The organism is Streptomyces sp. NPDC048417, assembly GCF_040651615.1.
Taxonomy (GTDB): domain Bacteria; phylum Actinomycetota; class Actinomycetes; order Streptomycetales; family Streptomycetaceae; genus Streptomyces.
Map to the genome: position 1 here is coordinate 90,757 of NZ_JBEZKI010000011.1, position 17,573 is coordinate 108,329.

Sequence of the window (17,573 nt, forward strand, 5' to 3'; positions counted from 1 at the left end):
TGGGAGCCAACGGGCCCTGTTCGCCGCCTACAGGTGCTCAGCGCTGGTAGCGGGCCAGGACCAGGTTGCCGTCCTGCTCCAGGCGGTGGCGGAGTTCGTCGAGGCCGATGGCGCCGCTGTAGTACGACTGGAGGGCGGGGGTGGCCACCTTGTCCTTCCACTCGGGGTAGCCGCGGACCGTCTGGGCGGGGGCCGGGCTGAGGTGGCCGGCCAGGGCGGTGCCGGTGGCCCAGCCGTACTCGGCGGTGTGCAGGGCCGGATCCTGCAGGGCCTGGGTGCCGGTGGGCAGCATCCAGTCGCCGAGGGCGAGCCGGACCATGTTCTTCGGCCGGAGCAGGAAGTCGATGAACTCGGCCGCCTCCTTCTTGTGGTGACTGTCCTCGGCGACGGACAGCGTCTGCGGGCTGACGCCCTGGGCGAGCCCGTCGGCGCCGGCCGGGGCGGGCAGCACCTCCCAGTCGAAGCCCTTCGGCGCCTGCTGGACGATCTGCTGCCGGTAGGAGAAGCCGAGCGGGACCATCGCGTACTTGCCTCCGAAGAAGCCCGGCAGGGTGTCCGAGCCGCCGCTGCCCAGCGTGGAGCCGGGTGCGCTGTGGTCGACGTCGACCTGGTCGTGGACGGTGCGGGGCACGACCTGGTCGGGGGCCTCGAAACGCACGGTCACCTTGCCGTCCGCGCCCCGGTGGAAGAGCTGTCCGCCCGCCGAGAGGGAGAGGTTGAGCGTGGCGGAGACGGGCTCCTTGAGCGGCCAGGCGACGCCGTACTTGCCGTCGCCGCTGAGCTCTTTGGTGACCTGCCTGAACTCCTCCCAGCTCCAGGGCTGTGCGGGCGTCGGTATGCGCACTCCCGCCTTCGCGAGCCAGGTGGTGTTGGCGATCAGCACCCGCGGCTCCTGGAGGAACGGCACGCCGTAGATGCCGTCACCGAAGGTCGCCGCGTTCCAACTCCGCTGCGGTATCTCGGACTTGAGCCGGGCAGGCAGCAGCCCGGTCAGGTCGGCGAGGTAGCCGCCGTAGGCGAAGTCGGCGAGGTCGTCGGAGGCGTCGTGGATGATGTCCGGGGCCTCACCGCCCTCGAAGGAGGTGAGCAACTGGTCGTGGACACTGTCCCAACTGCCCTGCACGTACTCGACCCTGACGTCCGAGTGGGTGGCGTTCCACTCCTTCACCAGCTCCTTGTTGGCGGCGATCGAGTCCTCCTGCCAGGCCAGGGACTGGAAACGGAGGGTGATCGGACCGCCGTCCGCCTTCCCGCCGGCCGAGCAGCCGGCGAGCAGGAGAAGCAGGACGACGAGTGCCGTGGTGGCCCTGGTCCGCATCAGCTCTTCACCGCCCCGGTGAGCATCCCGCCCGTGATCCGCCGCTGGACGAGCGCGAAGACGACCAGCGAGGGCAGCGTGGCCAGGAAGGCGGCCGCGGCGAGGGGTCCGAGGTCGGCCACGCCCTCCGCGCCGATGAAGTGGGTGAGGACGACCGGCAGGGTCTGTTTCTCCGGTGTCTTCAGCAGCACCAGCGCGAAGAAGAACTCGTTCCACGCGGTGACGAAGGCGAACAGCCCGGTCGCCACGATCCCGGGAGCCAGCAGCGGTGCCGTCACCGACACCAGCGTCCGCAGCCGCCCGGCCCCGTCCACGGCCGCCGCCTCCTCCAGTTCGACGGGGACCGCCCGGACATAGCCGACGAGCATCCACAGCGCGAACGGCAGCGCCCACACCACGTACACCATCACCAGCCCGAACAGGGAGTCGATCAGCCGCAGGTTCTTCAGCACCAGGAACAGCGGGATGATCACCAGCACGAACGGGAAGGCCTGGCTGACCACCACCCATCCGGTGGCCGCGCGGGCCAGCGCCCCGCGCCGCCGGGCCATGACGTACGCCATCGGGGTCGCGAGCAGGACGGCGATCAGCGCGGCGCCGAGCGCGGCGAGCAGGGAGTTGAGGCCGGCGCGCAGCAGCGGCTGTTCGTCGAAGGCCTGCCGGAAGTTGGCCAGGGTCGGGTTCCGGGGTATCCAGGTGGGGTGCAGACTGCCCAGCTCGGTGGGCGACTTGAAGGCCGTGGAGAGCAGCCACAGCAGCGGGAAGGCGAGGAAGACGAGGTAGCCGAGCAGGGCGGCGTACTGGGCGACGCGGGCGCCGGTGCGGGTCTTCACGCGTCCTCGCCTCCCCGCAGCCGGCCCGCCAGGAAGACGGCCAGCAGCACCGCGATCACCGCGACCATCACACAGCCCATCGCCGCCGCGTACCCGAACTGGCCGTAGCGGAAGGCTTCTTCGTAGGCGAAGAGCATCGGCAGCCGGGTCTTGCCGCCGGGGCCGCCGTTGGTCAGGACGTAGACCAGGGCGAAGGAGTTGAAGTTCCAGATGAGGTTGAGCGCGGTGATGGCCAGGGCGACGGGTCTGAGGGCGGGCCAGGTGACCGTGCGGAAGCGGCGCCAGGCGCCGGCGCCGTCCACGGCCGCCGCCTCGTGCAGTTCGCGCGGGGTGTTCTGCAGCCCGGCGAGCAGGGCGACCGTGGTCTGCGGCAGTCCGGCCCAGACGCCGACGACGATCACGGCGGGCAGGGCGCTGCCGAGGCCGCTCAGCCAGTCCCGGCCGTCGCCGAGGCCGAGGTCGCGCAGGGTCTCGTTGAGGATGCCGGCGTCCGGGTTGTATACCAGACGCCAAATGATGCCGACGACGACCTCCGGCATCGCCCAGGGCACGATGGCCAGCGCGCGGGCCAGCCAGCGCAGCCGCAACTCCTGGTTGAGGAGGAGGGCCAGGCCGAGGGCGAGCAGGAACTGGGGCACGGTCACCCCGACGGCCCAGACCAGGCCGATCCGGAACGACTCCCAGAAGAGCGTGTCGTGCAGGAGGTCCTGGAAGTTGAGGCCGCCGATCCACCGGGTGGCCGCGGTCCGGCCGGACTGGGCGTCGGTGAACGCCAGCAGGATCCCGTAGAGCAGCGGGCCGACGCTCAGGACGAGGATCGGGATCAGGGCGGGCAGGACCAGGAACCAGGCGCCGTGGCCGGTCAGGCGCGCGGCGGCCGGTCGCCGCACGGTGGCCACGTTCGTCGCCAATGCCACGTCATCCCCCTTTGCGCGGCCCGGTCGGGCCTGGTCATGGTCGTGAAGGCAGGTTGTCTCGTCAAGGCACCGCGCACACGCCGCGACCTCCGTGGATGCGAGACTGGCCGGCGGATGGCGAGAAGCGGGCGCCGTGTGCACCCGCACAGCCGCGGGGACGCGCGAGCACCGGGAACGGACACGGAGGCGGACGATGGACGAGGTCAGGGCGCGGGACGTACTGGCCGCGGCGGGTGTGCTGCCCGGCGCGGCGGCTGACGCCCCGCTCCTCGCCCTGGGCGAGAACGCGGTGTTCGCCGCCGGGGACCTGGTGGTCAAGGTGGGCCGGGACGCCGAACTCCTTGACCGGGCCCGGCGTGAGCTGGAGATCGCCGGGTGGCTGGCGGAGGCGGGCGTCCCGGCCGTCCGGGCCGCCGAGCCGAAGGCGCGGCTCGTGGACGGCCACCCGGTGACCGTGTGGCACCGGCTGGCGGATCCGGTACGGCCGGCCGAGCCGCGCGATCTGGCCGAACTGCTGCTGATCGTGCACGCACTGCCCGCTCCTCCCTTCGCGTTGCCGCCCCGCGAGCTGCTGGGCGGTGTGGAGCGCTGGCTGCGGCTCGCCGGCGACGCGATCGACCCCGCCGACGCGGTGTATCTGCGCGAGCGCCGGGACGGCTTCGCGGCGGCCGCGGCCGCGCTGACGCCACGGTTGGCTCCGGGACCGATCCACGGGGACGCGCTGCCCCGCAACGTGCACGTCGGTCCGGACGGACCGGTCCTGGTCGACCTGGAGACCTTCTCGTCCGACCTGCGCGAGCACGACCTGGTGGTCATGGCGCTCTCCCGGGACCGGTACGGCTTGCCGGCCGGGGCCTACGACTCGTTCGTCGAGGCCTATGGGTGGGATGTGCGGGAGTGGGAGGGGTGCTCGGTGCTGCGCGGCGCCCGGGAGACGGCCAGTTGTGCGTGGGTCGCGCAGCACGCGCCGAGCAATCCGAAGGCGCTCGCGGAGTTCGAGCGGCGGGTGGCGTCGCTGCGGGACGGGGACGAGTCGGTGCGCTGGTACCCCTTCTGAGCCGCAGCGCCCCGAAGGGGCGCGGGGCTGTGTGGGATGTACGGCTACCGCCGCCTGGGCGCGGCCAGCCACGACGGCGCCGCGGACGGACGACGGGCCATCGCGGCACTGCCGGCTGAGCGCTCAGACCGCTTCGGCCAGCTCCCGCAGCGGCCACGCCCCGTCCACCACCGCGTCGGCCTCTCCCTTGCGGCGCAGAAAGCTCTGGAAGTCGGCAGCCCACTCCGCGTACCACTCCACCTGGCGCCGGTGCAGCTCCGCCGGCCCCAGGGCCGCGATCTTCGGGTGGCGGTCGGCTATGGCCCCGGCCAGGCGGGCCGCGGCCACGGCGTCGGCCGACGCGTTGTGGGCGGCGGCGAGGGTGATGCCGTACTCGGCGCAGACCGCTTCGAGGTTGCGCTTGCCGCGGCGGTAGCGGTCGACCCAGCGGTCGATGGTGTACGGGTCGATGACCGGTGCGGGGTCGAGACCGCCGAGGCGGTCGGAGAGCGACGGCAGGCCGTGCCGGCGCAGTTCTGCCGCCAGCAGGGTGAGGTCGAAGGTCGCGTTGTAGGCGACGACCGGGACGCCCGTCTTCCAGTACCCGGTGAGGACGTCCGCGAGGGCGTCGGCGACCTGGTCGGCGGGGCGGCCCTCGGCCGCCGCCCGCTCGTTGCTGATGCCGTGCACGGCCACCGCGTCGGCCGGGATCTCCACGCCCGGATCCGCCAGCCACTCGCGGCGGCCCAGCTCCTGCCCGGCCCTGACCTCGATCACGGCGCCCGTGACGATGCGCGCCTCGCGCGGATCCGTACCCGTCGTCTCCAGATCGAAGCCGATCAGGAGCTCTTGGTGCCAGCCCATGGGCGGTCCCCCTTCTTGGTGGTGCTTTCCCCCAGTGGTCTCCACCCTCGCATGCGCCACTGACAATCAGAGGACCGCGTTCCGCTTGCCGTCGCGCCCGCCTCAGGACACAGGGCGCGAATCCGCCCAAGCCATTTCGAACTCCTCGCGGTATGTCGGGAAGAGTCCCGGTTCCAGGACGTCGTCCGACTTGACCACCTTGTCGCCGTTGCGCAGCACCAGCACCGGCGACTCCATGCCCCGCGCCCCGCGCAGATAGGACTGGACGATCGCGACACCGTCGGCGCCGTCGCCGTCGACCAGGTAGGCGGAGAAACGGGGGGTGTCGTCGTACACCTGGATCTCGAAGGCGCCCGGGTCGCGCAGCCGGGAGCGGACCCGGCGCATGTGGAGGATGTTCATCTCGACCGAACGGGAGAGTTCGCCCCGTTTCATCCCGAGTTCGCGCTCGCGGCGCTTGATCGCACTGGAGGCGGGGTTGAGGAAGAGCAGCCGGACCCGGCAGCCGGTCTCGGCGAGCCGGACCAGGCGGCGGCCGGAGAAGTTCTGCACGAGCAGGTTGAGGCCGATGCCGATGGCGTCCAGCCGACGGGCGCCGCCGAAGAGGTCCTCGGCCGGGAACTGGCGCATGAGCCGGACCCGGTCGGGGTGGACGGCGACGACGTCCGCGTAGCGGTCGCCCACCAGGTCCTCCACCGCGTCCACCGGCAGCCGGCGCGCGGAGGGCACGTCGCCGCCGGTGCCGAGCATCTCCAGGAGCCGGGCGGAGGCCCGTTCGGCCTGGTTGAGGACGGCCTCGGAGAGCGCACGGTTGCGGGAGACGACGTTGCGGGTCACCTCCAGCTCGTCGAGGGCGAGTTCGACGTCCCGGCGTTCGTCGAAGTACGGCTCGAAGCAGGGCCAGTGCTGCACCATCAGCTCGCGCAGCTGCGGCAGCGTCAGGAAGCTGATCACGTTGTCGTCGGCCGGGTCCAGCAAGTAGCCCTTGCGGCGGCTGACTTCGCGGACCGCGACGGCCCGCTGGACCCATTCCTGCCCGGCGGGACCGGCCGCGGCGACCACCCACTCGTCGCCGTGGACGGGTTCATAGATGGGGCGCAGCACGGCGGCCACGACCGCCCGCAGCCGCTGTTCGACGAGGTTCAGCCAGATGTAGGCACGGCCGGCCCGCTGGGCGCGCGTACGCACCTCCAGCCAGGCGTCGGCGTCCCAGTCCAGCTCCGGACCGATGGAGCCCGAGGCGTCCATCGGCCGGGCCAGGGACACCGCGCCGGGCGGGACGTCTGTGGAGTTCCCCTCGTGACCCTCGTCACCAGGGGGCAGCTCCAGGCCTCCCGAGCCCACCCGTGCACCGCCTTCCGCTCCCCCGAGCTCTCCCTGTGCCAACGATCAAGGAAGGGTACTCCGGGAGCGGTCGGCGGTGCAGCAGGATGGACAGGTCGTTTCTCAACTACCGTTTCCGGGCTGTCCGTTCTGATCAGCGAGGGCGGCCGGAGTGAGCGGATTCATAGCGGTGACGTCGCGCGGGGCGATGGAGAAGCCCTGCCAGTGGACCGGCATGGGCTGCTGGTCCTCGTCACGCGCGATGTGGTGGAAGCCGACGTTCACCCAGACCACGGGGTTGGTGAGGGTCTGCCCGTTCACCCACTTGTCGACGGTCTTGGGGTGACCGTTCGCGCACGCCGGATTGTTGCTGGCGAACAGCTCGCACTTGTCGTACTGGGTGAAGTAGACATCGTGCGAGGTGAACGCGTGGCCCGGGTACTTGTTACTGGCGGCCTGGACGATCTCGTACGAACGGGCGTGCCCGTCCTTGTTCTTGCCGGCCGTGCTGACCACCCGCCACCAGCGCATGTTCTTGGAGTCACCGGCGAGTTCCTTGGTGACGTTGGTGCGGGTGGTCTTGTTGGTGGGCGCCTGCTGGCCGTGCGCCGGTGCGCTGACCGCCGAGTCGTACTGTTCGATACGGCTCTTGGAGGAGCCGTCGAGGTCGAAGTCCAGCTTCCAGAACACGTTGTGGGCGTGGCTGGTGGCGTAGGCGTGAGCGCCCTTGCCGATGGGCCAGCCGCGGCCGTCGCCGGCGTCGTAGTCGCCCGGGGAGAGGCTGCCGGTGGCGCCGACGTTCATGTTGATCGTGCCGTCGTCCTGGAACCGCCACTCGGTCATGTACTCATACCAGCCGACCTTGTTGACGGTGTAGACCAGCAGGTCCTTGCCCTGCTGCTGGTACACCCGGTTGCCGGTGTCGGCCTGCATCCGGTAGGCGTGGCCGCGTGAACGGGTGGTGGTGCACAGGCCGTTGACGTTCGGGTGGGCCGGGTCCCAGGCGTCGGGGACCTTGACGGTCTTGATGGCGCCGCCGGGGCATTCGGCCGCGGCGAGCGGCATCAGGCCCTGGGCGAAGCCGAAGCCGGTCAGGTCGTCGTACTCGACGCTGCCGTCGTCGTAGGGGACGTCGATCTGGCCCAGGCGGGCGCTGGAGAGCACCTTGATGGGGGCCGACTCGCCCTTGGGCTGGTAGGAGATGTGCTCCAGGACCAGCCCGGCCTTGCTGTCGTAGCGCCAGCACATCCTCCAGGTGGTGCCGGTGGAGAGCTTCTGCTCGATCCGGTAGGCGGCGGAGCAGTCGGGAGCGGCCGCGGCGGCCCGCCCCGGCTGGGCGGCGGCGGGTCCGGCCGCGGTGGTCGCGCCGGCGGCCAGCGCGGCCACGGACAGGCCCACGGCGGCCGTCCGGCGGACGCGGCGGATTCTGTTCGGGTGCATGACGAAGTGACTCCTCGTGCGGAGATGCAGTCGAAAAGGAGAAGGAGTTCGGGAAAGGCGAACGGAACCGGCGGCTCAGCGGCCGAGCTTGACGACCTTGCGTGCGCTCAGGTCGACGATCAGGGAACGGGCGTCGATCCAGGGCCCGTTCTTGACCTTCGGGAAGAGCCGCACACAGCGGTGTTCGCCGCACTTGTCGAGCGCGGCCGGCTGGGCGCCCTCAGTGGCGCGGTAGACCGCGCTGTTGAGCAGCAGCTGCTGCTCCGGGGAGGTGAGGTCCTCGCCTGTGGCGTCCTTGAAGTCCGCCTTCAGGCCGGCGCCGAGCGGGTCGCCGACGAGCAGCTGGAGCGCCTCGACGTTCTCGTCGTGGCTGAGCGGCGGCTGGACGCCCTGCCGGGTGGTGGTCTGCTCGACCTTGCCGGTGTCGAGGTTGACGGTCCGGGTGACGAGGCTGTCGTCCCGGTAGTCGTAGAACGTCACGTCCGCGCGCCGTGGCGCGTTCGTGGCGTCCAGTTCGTTCGCGTTCGGCTCGGCGAGGTCGACGCTGATCCGCTGCGGGCCGCGCCGGCCCTCGACGTTCTCCCCGGCGTTGAACATCTGCTTGGTCAGAGCGAGTTGTTCGACGCGCTTGGTCTCGTCGTCGGTCAGCGGGTCACTGCCCGTACCCTTCTTCCCCTCGGCCGGCGCCTGTTCCACCACGCCCGGCTTGACGGCGTCCGTGCCCTGTCCCGCCTGCCGCGCGGCGGCCGTGCCGGTCCCGTCGCTCCCTCCCGAGTCGTCCGCCCCGGCCGTACCCGGCAGGGTGATCCCGACCATCACGGCGGTCCCCGCAACCGCCAGGCCCGCACCGGCCACCACTTTGCCCAGATGGCGGTGCACTATCTTGCGCACATCTTCCCCCTACTCCCCCTTGGTCACAGGGAGTACGTGTTTGCCCCACTGGTTCGGCACACTTCGCCACATGGGCCGCTGTGTGCACTGGTCGCCGGGTAAGAGGGGCGTAAGTCACCTGGGGTTCCATTACTTTCGGGCAGACTCATGACCAAGGCGCCCCCGCGCGCAATGCACACCTGGAAGAGTCGACTTCATGCAGGTCTGGCCTGGAGAGGCGTATCCGCTCGGTGCCACGTACGACGGTGCCGGGACCAACTTCGCGGTGTTCACGGAGACCGCGGACCGAGTGGAGCTGTGTCTGCTGCACGACGACGGCTCCGAGACGGCGGTGGAACTGCGCGAGAGCGACGCCTTCGTCCGGCACGCGTACCTGCCGGGGGTGATGCCCGGGCAGCGCTACGGCTTCCGGGTGCACGGCCCGTACGACCCCGGACGCGGTCTGCGCTGCAACTCGGCGAAGCTGCTGCTCGACCCCTACGCGAAGGCGGTCAGCGGGTCGGTGCGCTGGGGCGAGGAGGTGTACGGCTACCACTTCGGCGACCCCGACAAGCGCAACGACCTGGACTCGGCCCCGCACACCATGACCTCGGTGGTGATCAACCCGTACTTCGACTGGGGCGACGACCGGCGGCCGCGCACCGAGTACCACCACACGGTGATCTACGAGGCCCATGTGAAGGGCCTGACCATGCGCCATCCGGGCCTGCCCGAGGAGCTGCGCGGCACCTACGCGGGCCTCGCGCACCCGGCCGTCGTCGAGCACCTGACGGAGCTGGGCGTCACGGCGCTGGAGCTGATGCCGGTCCACCAGTTCGTGAACGACCACCGACTGGTCGACATGGGCCTGAACAACTACTGGGGCTACAACACGATCGGTTTCTTCGCCCCGCACAACGCGTACGCCTCCTGGGGCGACCGCGGCCAGCAGGTCCTGGAGTTCAAGTCGGCGGTCCGGGCGCTGCACGAGGCCGGGATCGAGGTGATCCTGGACGTCGTCTACAACCACACCGCCGAGGGCAACCACCTGGGCCCGACGCTGTCCTTCCGGGGCCTGGACAACCCGTCGTACTACCGGCTGACCGACGACCCCCGCTATTACATGGACACGACCGGCACCGGGAACTCCCTGCTGATGCGGTCCCCGCACGTCCTCCAGATGATCATGGACTCGCTGCGGTACTGGGTGACCGAGATGCACGTCGACGGCTTCCGTTTCGATCTCGCGGCGACGCTGGCGAGGCAATTTCATGAGGTGGACCGCCTTTCGTCGTTCTTCGACCTGGTGCAGCAGGACCCGGTGGTCTCCCAGGTGAAGCTGATCGCCGAGCCCTGGGACGTGGGCGAGGGCGGCTACCAGGTGGGCAACTTCCCGCCGCTGTGGACCGAGTGGAACGGCAAGTACCGCGACACCGTGCGCGACCTGTGGCGCGGCGAGCCCCGCGCGCTCGCGGAGTTCGCGTCCCGGCTGACCGGCTCCTCCGACCTCTACCAGGACGACGGCCGCCGCCCGCTGGCCTCCATCAACTTCGTGACCTGCCACGACGGGTTCACCCTGCACGACCTCGTGTCGTACAACGACAAGCACAACGCGGCCAACGGCGAGGACAACCGGGACGGCGAGAGCCACAACCGCTCCTGGAACTGCGGGGTCGAGGGGCACACCGACGACCCCGCGATCCTGGAACTGCGCGAGCGGCAGATGCGCAACTTCGTCGCCACGCTCATGCTCTCCCAGGGTGTGCCGATGATCGGCCACGGCGACGAGTTCGCGCGCACGCAACAGGGCAACAACAACGCGTACTGCCAGGACAACGAGGTGTCCTGGGTGGACTGGCCGGCCCCCGAGGACGACAGCGGCCTGCTGGCCTTCACGCGCGCGATGGCGCGGCTGCGCAAGGAGCACCCGGTCTTCCGGCGTCGCCGCTTCTTCCACGGCCGTCCGGTGGAGGGCACCCACGACGAGCTGTCCGACATCGCCTGGTTCACTCCGGAGGGCCATGAGATGGCCCAGCAGGACTGGGGGTCCACACAGGCGTCGGCCCTGACGGTGTTCCTCAACGGCAACGCGATCTCGGAACCCGGCACCCGCGGGGAACGCATCGCCGACGACTCCTTCCTGCTGATGTTCAACGCGTCGCCGGATCCGCTGGAGTTTCTGGTGCCGGTGAATCACGGCCGGCAGTGGGAGGTGGTGGTGGACACGGCCCGGGCCGAGGAGGTGCCGCCCGGTCCGAAGGTGGACGGGGGTGCACGACTGACGTTGGTGGGGCGGAGCCTGACTGTTCTGAAGAGGCCGGCATGACGCGCCCCCTCAGGGGCGCGGGGAACGGCGCGACAAGCCCCCACCGGCCCGCACTGTGACACATAACCTGACGAGACGGGTACATACGTCCGCATGACAGCCGAGCGAACCGCCCTCACCGTCCCGACGGCCACCTACCGCCTCCAGCTCCAGCCCAGCTTCCCCTTCCCGGCCGCCGAAGCCGCCGTGCCGTACCTCGCCTCGCTCGGCGTCTCCCATCTGCACCTCTCCCCCGTCCTGGAGGCCGTCCCGGGCTCCACGCACGGCTACGACGTCGTCGACCACGCGCGCGTGCGTGCCGAACTCGGCGGCGAGGAGGGGCTGCGCGCGCTCGGGCGTACCGCGCGGGAGCACGGTCTCGGGCTGGTCGTGGACATCGTGCCGAACCACATGGCCATGTCCCCCCGGCACAACCACGCCCTGTGGGAGGTCCTGCGGGAGGGCCCCAAGTCGCCGTACGCGCGCTGGTTCGACGTCGACTGGGAGGCGCAGGGCGGGCAGCTGCTGGTGCCGGTGCTGGGCGGGCCGGTCGGCGAGGTGCTCGGGCAGCTGGTGGTCGACGGGGACGTGCTGCGCTACCACGAGCACGCCTTCCCGCTCCGGGAGGGCACCGCGGACCTGCCGCTGCCGGAGTTGCTGGACGCCCAGTGGTACCGCCCGGTGTGGTGGCGGCTGGCCCGGACCGAGCTGAACTACCGGCGGTTCTTCAGCATCTCGGAGCTGATCGGGGTGCGGGTGGAGGATCCGGAGGTGTTCGAGGCCACCCACGCCAAGATCCTCCAGCTGCTGCACGAGGGGGTGGTGGACGGGCTGCGCGTCGACCATCCCGACGGGCTCGCCGACCCGGACGGCTATCTCGCCCGGCTGCACGAGGCGACCGGCGGGCGCTGGACGGTCGTGGAGAAGATCCTGGCCGACGGCGAGCGGCTGCCGGCCGGCTGGCCGGTCGCGGGGACCACCGGGTACGACGCGCTGCGGCAGGTGGACGGCCTGTTCACGGACCCCGTCGGCGCCCGTGAACTGCTCGACGGCTACCGGCGGTTCGCGGCTCCCCAGACGGACCGGGGCGGCGACTGGGAGGCGACCGTGCGGCGGGCGGCGTACAAGGTGCTCACGCACGAGCTGGCGGCCGAGACGGACCGGCTGACGCGGGTCGCCGCGCACGTGTGCGCGACCTCGCCGGACCCCGCGCTGCGCGACCGGGCGCCCTGGGCGCTGCGCATCGCACTGGAGGAGCTGCTGGTGCGGATGCGGGTGTACCGGCCCTACACCTCGGGTGACACGGCCGCCGTGGTCACCGAGCAGACGGCCGAGGAGGCCCGCTCGGCCTTCATGGTGCCCGAGGAGGGCGGGGCGGTGGACGTGGTGCGCGGGCTGCTGCTGGCGGGCGACGACGGCCCCGGGCCCGCGGAGTTCCGGACGCGGTTCGCGCAGACCGCCTCGGCACTGCGGGCCAAGTCCGTGGAGGACACGGCGTTCTACCGCTATGTGCCGCTGCTGTCCGCGACCGAGGTGGGCGGTGCCCCGGGCAGTCCGGGCGTCTCCCCCGACGACTTCCACGCGTACTGCGCGCGCGTGCAGCGCGACTGGCCGCTCACCGGGACGGTGGTCACGACGCACGACACCAAGCGCAGCGCCGACGTGCGGGCGGCGCTGGCTGTGCTGACGGAGTGCCCGGAGCGCTGGGCGGACGTGCTGACCGAGGTGACCCGGGACGGGGCGGGCGTACCGGACGCGCAGCTGGCGTGGGCGGCCTGGCAGACCGTGTTCGGGCTCGGCCCGGCGGCCCCGGAGCGGGTGCAGGGGGCGCTGCTGAAGCATGTGCGGGAGGCGGGCCTGTACACGAGCTGGACGGAGCAGGAGCCACCGTACGAGGAGGCGGTGACCTCGTTCGTCGCGGCGGGCCCGTGCGGGGCGCCAGGAGAGCGGGTGGCGGCCTTCCGGGCCTCGCTGGCGGCACACGTCCGGGCGAACGTCCTCGGCACGGCTCTGGTCCATCTGACGATGCCGGGTGTGCCGGACGTCTACCAGGGCACGGAGGGGGAGTTCCGGGCGCTGGTGGACCCGGACAACCGGCTGCCGGTCTCCTTCCCGCCCGAGCACCCGGGCGAGAAGGACACGGTGACGGCGGCGACGCTGCGGCTGCGGGCGCGCCGCCCGGGCGTCTTCGGCGATACGGCGACGTACGCGCCGCTGACGGCCGAGGGCCCGGCCGCGGCGCACTGTCTGGCGTTCGCGCGCTCCGGCGACGTGGTCACGGCGGTGACCCGGCTGTCGCTGCGGCTGGCCGCGGCGGGCGGCTGGCGGGACACGGTGCTGCCGCTGCCGCCGGGGCGGTGGGCGGACGTGCTGGCGCCGGAGCGCGAGTTCACCGGGCACGCGCGCGTGGACGTGCTCTTCGAGGGGCTGCCGGTGGCGCTGCTGGAGCGGGTGGACGGCGGGGGCGGCGAAGACGACGGGCACTGAGGGCACCGAGAGCACCGAGAGCACCGAGGGGCATATTCACTCGTACGGGTGAATATGAGGCCGGGTCCGGGGGTTGCCGAAACTGATCGGGCGCCTGCGGCGTCCGTAAAAGCGCGCGGAGCCGTTCCGCGCCCCGTAATGGCTTCGCACCCCCGTCGGCGTCAACCGCCTTGTCGGCCGACGGTTCATGCACCCGGGCGCCCCCTGGAGCCTCCCCCGGGAGGTTCTTGACAGTTCACCTATGCCGTGCGGGACTGGGGAATGCGAAGCCAGGCGGACAAGTCGGGGGTGAGTCTCCTGCCGGAGCTGCGTTACCCCAGTGTTCCCGAACTGGTCGCAACCGCCCGGGCGTTGGCCGCTCACCGGCCCGGCCTGTGCACGTTGCGGCAGATCGGCGTCTCCCGCGCGGGCAGACCGCTGCACCTCCTGTCCGTCGGGCACGCCCGGCAGGCGGTGCTGGTGGTCGCGGGCGCCCACGCCAACGAGCCGACCGGGGGCGGCACCCTCCAGGTGCTCGCCGAACGGGTACTGAAAGAGCGGGACCTACGGGCGGAGACCTCCTGGCACTTCCTGCTGTGCGCGGACCCGGACGGGGCGAGCCTGCACGTCACCCCGGCACCGCGCAGCCTGCTCGACTACCACCACAACTTCTACCGCCCGCCGGGCCCGGAACAGCCGGAGTGGTCGCCGTCGGTGCTGCCACCGGACCGGCTGCCGCCCGAGACCCGAGCCCTGCTCGGGGTCATCGACGAGCTCCGCCCCTACCTCCAGGTGACCCTGCACGGCACCGATCTGGGCGGCAGCTGGGTGCAGCTGACGAAGGACGTGCCCGGGCTCGCCGAGCCGTTCGCCAAGTCAGCGGCGGAGCTGCACATCCCGGTGGAGACGGGTGCCTCGGACGCCGCGGGCTGGCCGGCGTCCGGTCCCGGGGTCCGGGTGATGCCGGGCCCGGGGTCGGGGGTGGCGTACCCGAGCATGCCGGACGACGCACGGCACAGCACCTGGTACCACGCGCACCGCTACGGCGGCCTGACGGCGGTGGTCGAGGTGCCGATGTGGGCGAGCGACCTGGTCGACGACCCGGCACCGCATCCGGCGCCGGCCGTGGCGATGCGGCGGCTCGCGGGCCGGCTGCTGCGGGACTCGCGGGAGGTGGAGCGGGTGCTGACCGAGGCGCTGCCCCGGCTGGAGGGCCTTCTGGACGGGCCGCTGCTGCGGGCGGCCCGCTGGGCCCTGGGGCTGATCCCCGGGCTTGCCGAGGACTGGATCCGCCGGCCGCCGATCGACACCACGATGGCGTACGTCGGCAGCGTGGACGCCTTCGGGCGGCGGCTGCCGTTGCGGGCGGCGTCGATGCTGCTGCGGGTGCTGCGGGAGGCGGACGACCGTGCGGTGCCGCGGCTGGAAGAGCTGGTGGCCTCCTGGTGCGACGCCTACGGGGAGCGCTTCCAAGCCCGCTGGGTGCCGTTGGAGCGTCAGGTGGAGCATCAGTCCCGGACGGTGCTGGCGGCCGCGCGGCACGCCCGTGAGCGGGCGGCGTGAGGATCTCCGGGGCCTGTCCGGTGGAGCACACCCCCAGGGGCCGCACGCCGCCCCCGGGGTCAGCTGTCGAGGGCGAAGACCGGTCCGGTACGGGCCGCCATCTGGCAGGAGTTCGAGAACGTCTCGTGGTACTCGATCGGCCGGCCGTTCCACTGCCCGCGCGCCTGCGCGGTCACGGGGGCGTAGACCATCGGGCACATGGCGTCCTTGGCCGGGGTGATGCGCGCGATGTCACCGCCCACCGTGTCGAGTTCGGCGCAGGCCTCGGCCGCGCGGGAGTGCCCCTGGGGCGGGTCGCACAGCAGGAGTGTGCCGGGCGTGTCGCCGGACCGGCTGTCGCCCTTGGCGACGGTCAGGTACAGGTAGTCGCCGCCGTCGGTGGCGCCGGGTGCGGCCTGGGCCGGGCCGGCGGCGAGGAGGGCGGCGGCCGCCAGCAGGGCACCGCCGGCCGCTGTCACTCTGATCAGAGGGGTCATTCCCGGTGCATCGGCACGGCGGCCTCCGCACCCCAGCCCGACTCACCCGAACGAGAACGCACGCGCGCCTGGCGGTGTGCCAGTTCGAAGGCGCTCAGGACCACGCGCGTCTGGTACTCGGCCTGGCGTGCGACCGGGATCCAGCGCGCGCCGAAGTCCTGGTGGTAGTCCGCGCACCAGGTGTCGATCAGACGGTCCAGGTCGGGCAGGGCACCGGCCGAATCGTGGCCGGTGCCGCGCAGCAGCCGGTGCAGCAGCCCGGCGGCACGCAGGACCAGCCGGCGACCGGCGATCCGCAGGGCGGCCAGATGGGCGGTGCTGAGCGGGGGCAGCGGGCGGGCGCTGCCGGCGTCGATGCCGGGGTCCCAGGCGTCGGCGAGTCCCGGGCAGACCAGCAGGTAGTCGTCCACCGGCGCGAGCAGCCGGGCCGCGTCCGGCGCGCCGGACAACTGGGGCCGGATCCGGGTCAGGACGCCCTCCAGGAGGCCGGTGTCGTGCCGCAGGCTCCGGCTGACGGCGCGCAGCGCGGCGTCCCGGTCGGCGGGCGGTGCGCTGTCCTGGACGGCGGCCACGCCCCACATGGGCGCCTCGACGATGGCGGTGACGGTGCCGTGCCGGTACGGATGGAACCAGGTGGACTCGACGGCCGCCTCGGTGATGGCGGCGGCCAGGTCACCCCGGCGGGGCGGCGGCACCCGGTAGACGGCCGGGCCCAGGGTGGGCCAGTACAGGGCGTCGTAGGCGCCGAGTTCGCGGGGGATGCCGAGCCGGCTGGCGGTGTGCGCGAGGCGCCTGGCGAGGCCGGGCAGGTCATCGGTCAGCTCGACGAACCCGCCGCCGACGTCTACGCCGTGCAACGAGCACTGGAGGAAGGGCCGCAGCTCGTCCTGGAGGTCCAGCAGTGCCCGGGTCTCGGGCAGCGCGGCGGCGTCGGCTCCGTCGGGCAGCCATTCGGGCTGCTCCAGGAAGCCGGGCCGGAAGAAGTTCCGGAAGTAGTGGCCCAGCGTGTACGGCCCGGCCAGCCAGCCCTCGTTGCGGCGCGAGCCGTCCGGGTCCAGGCACAGCAGCAGGTTCCAGGTGACGTCGGCGTCCTCGGTCAGCCGGGGGTCGGCCAGGACCCGGTCGGCGAGGCGGAGCACGGTGGCGCCGCCGACGGGTTCGTTGGCGTGCGGACCGGCCACGACGAGGGCGTGCCGGCTGCCGTGACCGATCGAAAGCAGCCACAGCGGAGTGCCGGCGCGGGAGGTGCCGATCCGGTGCAGCCGGGCGTCCCGGGGGTGGTCGGCGACCAGTGCGGCCGCGCTCGAGGACAGCTCGTCCACGGACGGAAAACGGTGGAGGGGCGGCAGGGCACACCTCCACGATGCTGTGCCGTCGGTTCACATGATGTGCATGGAGTACGCACAGTCAGTCACGACTTGGGGGGTACGTCAACACCGCGGTGGACAAACGTTTTTCAGCCACTTGGGAGAAGGCGCGAGCTCAGTGGGCCGAGAGCCGGAAGCACACCCGGCCGAAACCGATCTGGTCGCCCTCACGGACGATGGCGGCGCCGATCACCCGGCGGCCGTTCACGGTCGTGCCGTTGGTGGAGCCGAGGTCCCTGAGCACCCACAGGCCGCCCTGCCGGCGGAGTTCGGCGTGCACCCGGGAGACCGTCTCGTGGTTGAGCCGCAGCCCGTTGGCGGGGTCGCGGCCGATGCGCAGCGGGTGCCCGGTGCCGGGGTGCGGCAGCAGCAGCTTGGGCAGCCGCTCGGCCAGCCAGGCCCGGCGAAGCCGCACCGTGAACCCGGAGACGGCCTCGACGGTGCCGAGGAGCACGCGCGCGAAGCGGTTCTCCTGGGGCAGGTCGGCGGTGAGTACGGCGAGTTCGTCCACGCGGCGGGCGGCGAGCGCCAACTCCATACGGCGCACGAACGTGTCGTGCGACAGCCGTCCCATGGCAACGCCGTCGCGCAGCACACTCAGCGCCTTCTCACGTTCCGCGTCGGACAGCCGCGCGGGATAGGTGTTGAACTCGAAGGACGACGTCACATTGCCGATTCTGGGTCAGTGAACCCCGGGTGTCCAGAAAACAGGGAAACGGCCGTCGCGCGCGCGTACGTACGGCGACACCCGTCGGCAAAGCCGGGATTCAAAGCGGATTGATCTCTTTTCACGGC

General features: G+C 71.8%; 14 protein-coding genes. 4 read left to right on the plus strand and 10 right to left on the minus strand.

Annotated features, from left to right (window positions below):
- Window positions 1-37 precede the first annotated feature (37 nt).
- Genes AB0D59_RS18905 through AB0D59_RS18915 form a run of 3 tightly spaced genes read right to left on the minus strand, consistent with a single transcriptional unit; the run spans window position 38 to window position 3,062 of the window.
- A complete protein-coding gene (locus tag AB0D59_RS18905) occupies window positions 38-1,318 on the minus strand; it encodes a sugar ABC transporter substrate-binding protein (RefSeq protein WP_362566183.1) in 1,281 nt (426 codons plus the stop codon).
- Complete coding sequence (locus AB0D59_RS18910) at window positions 1,318-2,151, minus strand: carbohydrate ABC transporter permease (protein WP_362566186.1); 834 nt, start codon at window positions 2,149-2,151, stop codon at window positions 1,318-1,320. The genes AB0D59_RS18905 and AB0D59_RS18910 overlap by 1 nt, the downstream gene beginning before the upstream one ends.
- On the minus strand, window positions 2,148-3,062 hold the full coding sequence (locus AB0D59_RS18915) for a sugar ABC transporter permease (RefSeq protein WP_362566624.1): 915 nt from the start codon (window positions 3,060-3,062) through the stop codon (window positions 2,148-2,150). Before AB0D59_RS18915 ends, AB0D59_RS18910 begins: the two co-directional genes overlap by 4 nt.
- Before the next feature lie 199 nt (window positions 3,063-3,261).
- Here AB0D59_RS18915 and AB0D59_RS18920 point away from each other — a divergent pair, with 199 nt between their 5' ends.
- Window positions 3,262-4,125: an aminoglycoside phosphotransferase family protein gene (locus tag AB0D59_RS18920; RefSeq protein WP_362566189.1), complete on the plus strand. Its 864-nt coding sequence runs from the start codon at window positions 3,262-3,264 to the stop codon at window positions 4,123-4,125.
- 123 nt (window positions 4,126-4,248) lie between these two features.
- On the opposite strand, the gene AB0D59_RS18925 is transcribed toward AB0D59_RS18920, so the two are convergent.
- The 4 genes from AB0D59_RS18925 to AB0D59_RS18940 all read right to left on the minus strand — a co-directional run bounded on the left by AB0D59_RS18925 (window position 4,249) and on the right by AB0D59_RS18940 (window position 8,622).
- On the minus strand, window positions 4,249-4,968 hold the full coding sequence (locus tag AB0D59_RS18925; RefSeq protein WP_362566192.1) for a 3'-5' exonuclease: 720 nt from the start codon (window positions 4,966-4,968) through the stop codon (window positions 4,249-4,251).
- Between the two features lie 102 nt (window positions 4,969-5,070).
- Window positions 5,071-6,312, minus strand: a complete 1,242-nt coding sequence (locus tag AB0D59_RS18930; RefSeq protein ID WP_362566195.1) for an SAV2148 family HEPN domain-containing protein — start codon at window positions 6,310-6,312, stop codon at window positions 5,071-5,073.
- 102 nt (window positions 6,313-6,414) lie between these two features.
- On the minus strand, window positions 6,415-7,731 hold the full coding sequence (locus AB0D59_RS18935; RefSeq protein ID WP_362566198.1) for a copper amine oxidase: 1,317 nt from the start codon (window positions 7,729-7,731) through the stop codon (window positions 6,415-6,417).
- 75 nt (window positions 7,732-7,806) lie between these two features.
- Window positions 7,807-8,622 carry a Tat pathway signal sequence domain protein gene (locus AB0D59_RS18940; RefSeq protein ID WP_362566201.1) on the minus strand — a complete coding sequence of 272 codons (816 nt, stop codon included), beginning with the start codon at window positions 8,620-8,622 and terminating at the stop codon, window positions 7,807-7,809.
- 196 nt (window positions 8,623-8,818) lie between these two features.
- On the opposite strand from AB0D59_RS18940, the gene glgX reads away from it, so the two are divergent.
- The 3 genes from glgX (at window position 8,819) to AB0D59_RS18955 (ending at window position 14,935) form a co-directional block, all read left to right on the plus strand.
- The gene (gene glgX, locus AB0D59_RS18945) at window positions 8,819-10,927 is read left to right on the plus strand and encodes a glycogen debranching protein GlgX (protein WP_362566204.1); all 2,109 of its coding nucleotides are present in this window, start codon (window positions 8,819-8,821) and stop codon (window positions 10,925-10,927) included.
- 93 nt (window positions 10,928-11,020) lie between these two features.
- Window positions 11,021-13,393 (plus strand): malto-oligosyltrehalose synthase, encoded by a 2,373-nt coding sequence (gene treY, locus AB0D59_RS18950; protein ID WP_362566206.1) that lies wholly within the window; start codon window positions 11,021-11,023, stop codon window positions 13,391-13,393.
- A gap of 288 nt (window positions 13,394-13,681) precedes the next feature.
- Window positions 13,682-14,935: a M14 family zinc carboxypeptidase gene (locus tag AB0D59_RS18955; RefSeq protein ID WP_362566627.1), complete on the plus strand. Its 1,254-nt coding sequence runs from the start codon at window positions 13,682-13,684 to the stop codon at window positions 14,933-14,935.
- A gap of 59 nt (window positions 14,936-14,994) precedes the next feature.
- Here the strand turns inward: AB0D59_RS18955 and AB0D59_RS18960 are convergent, their stop codons facing one another.
- The 3 genes from AB0D59_RS18960 to AB0D59_RS18970 form a co-directional block, all read right to left on the minus strand.
- On the minus strand, window positions 14,995-15,411 hold the full coding sequence (locus tag AB0D59_RS18960; protein WP_362566208.1) for an SSI family serine proteinase inhibitor: 417 nt from the start codon (window positions 15,409-15,411) through the stop codon (window positions 14,995-14,997).
- On the minus strand, window positions 15,408-16,733 hold the full coding sequence (locus AB0D59_RS18965) for a M14 family zinc carboxypeptidase (protein ID WP_362566211.1): 1,326 nt from the start codon (window positions 16,731-16,733) through the stop codon (window positions 15,408-15,410). Before AB0D59_RS18965 ends, AB0D59_RS18960 begins: the two co-directional genes overlap by 4 nt.
- A gap of 160 nt (window positions 16,734-16,893) precedes the next feature.
- Window positions 16,894-17,445, minus strand: coding sequence for a DUF1707 and FHA domain-containing protein (locus AB0D59_RS18970; protein ID WP_362566214.1), 552 nt, complete (start codon window positions 17,443-17,445; stop codon window positions 16,894-16,896).
- Window positions 17,446-17,573 lie beyond the last annotated feature (128 nt).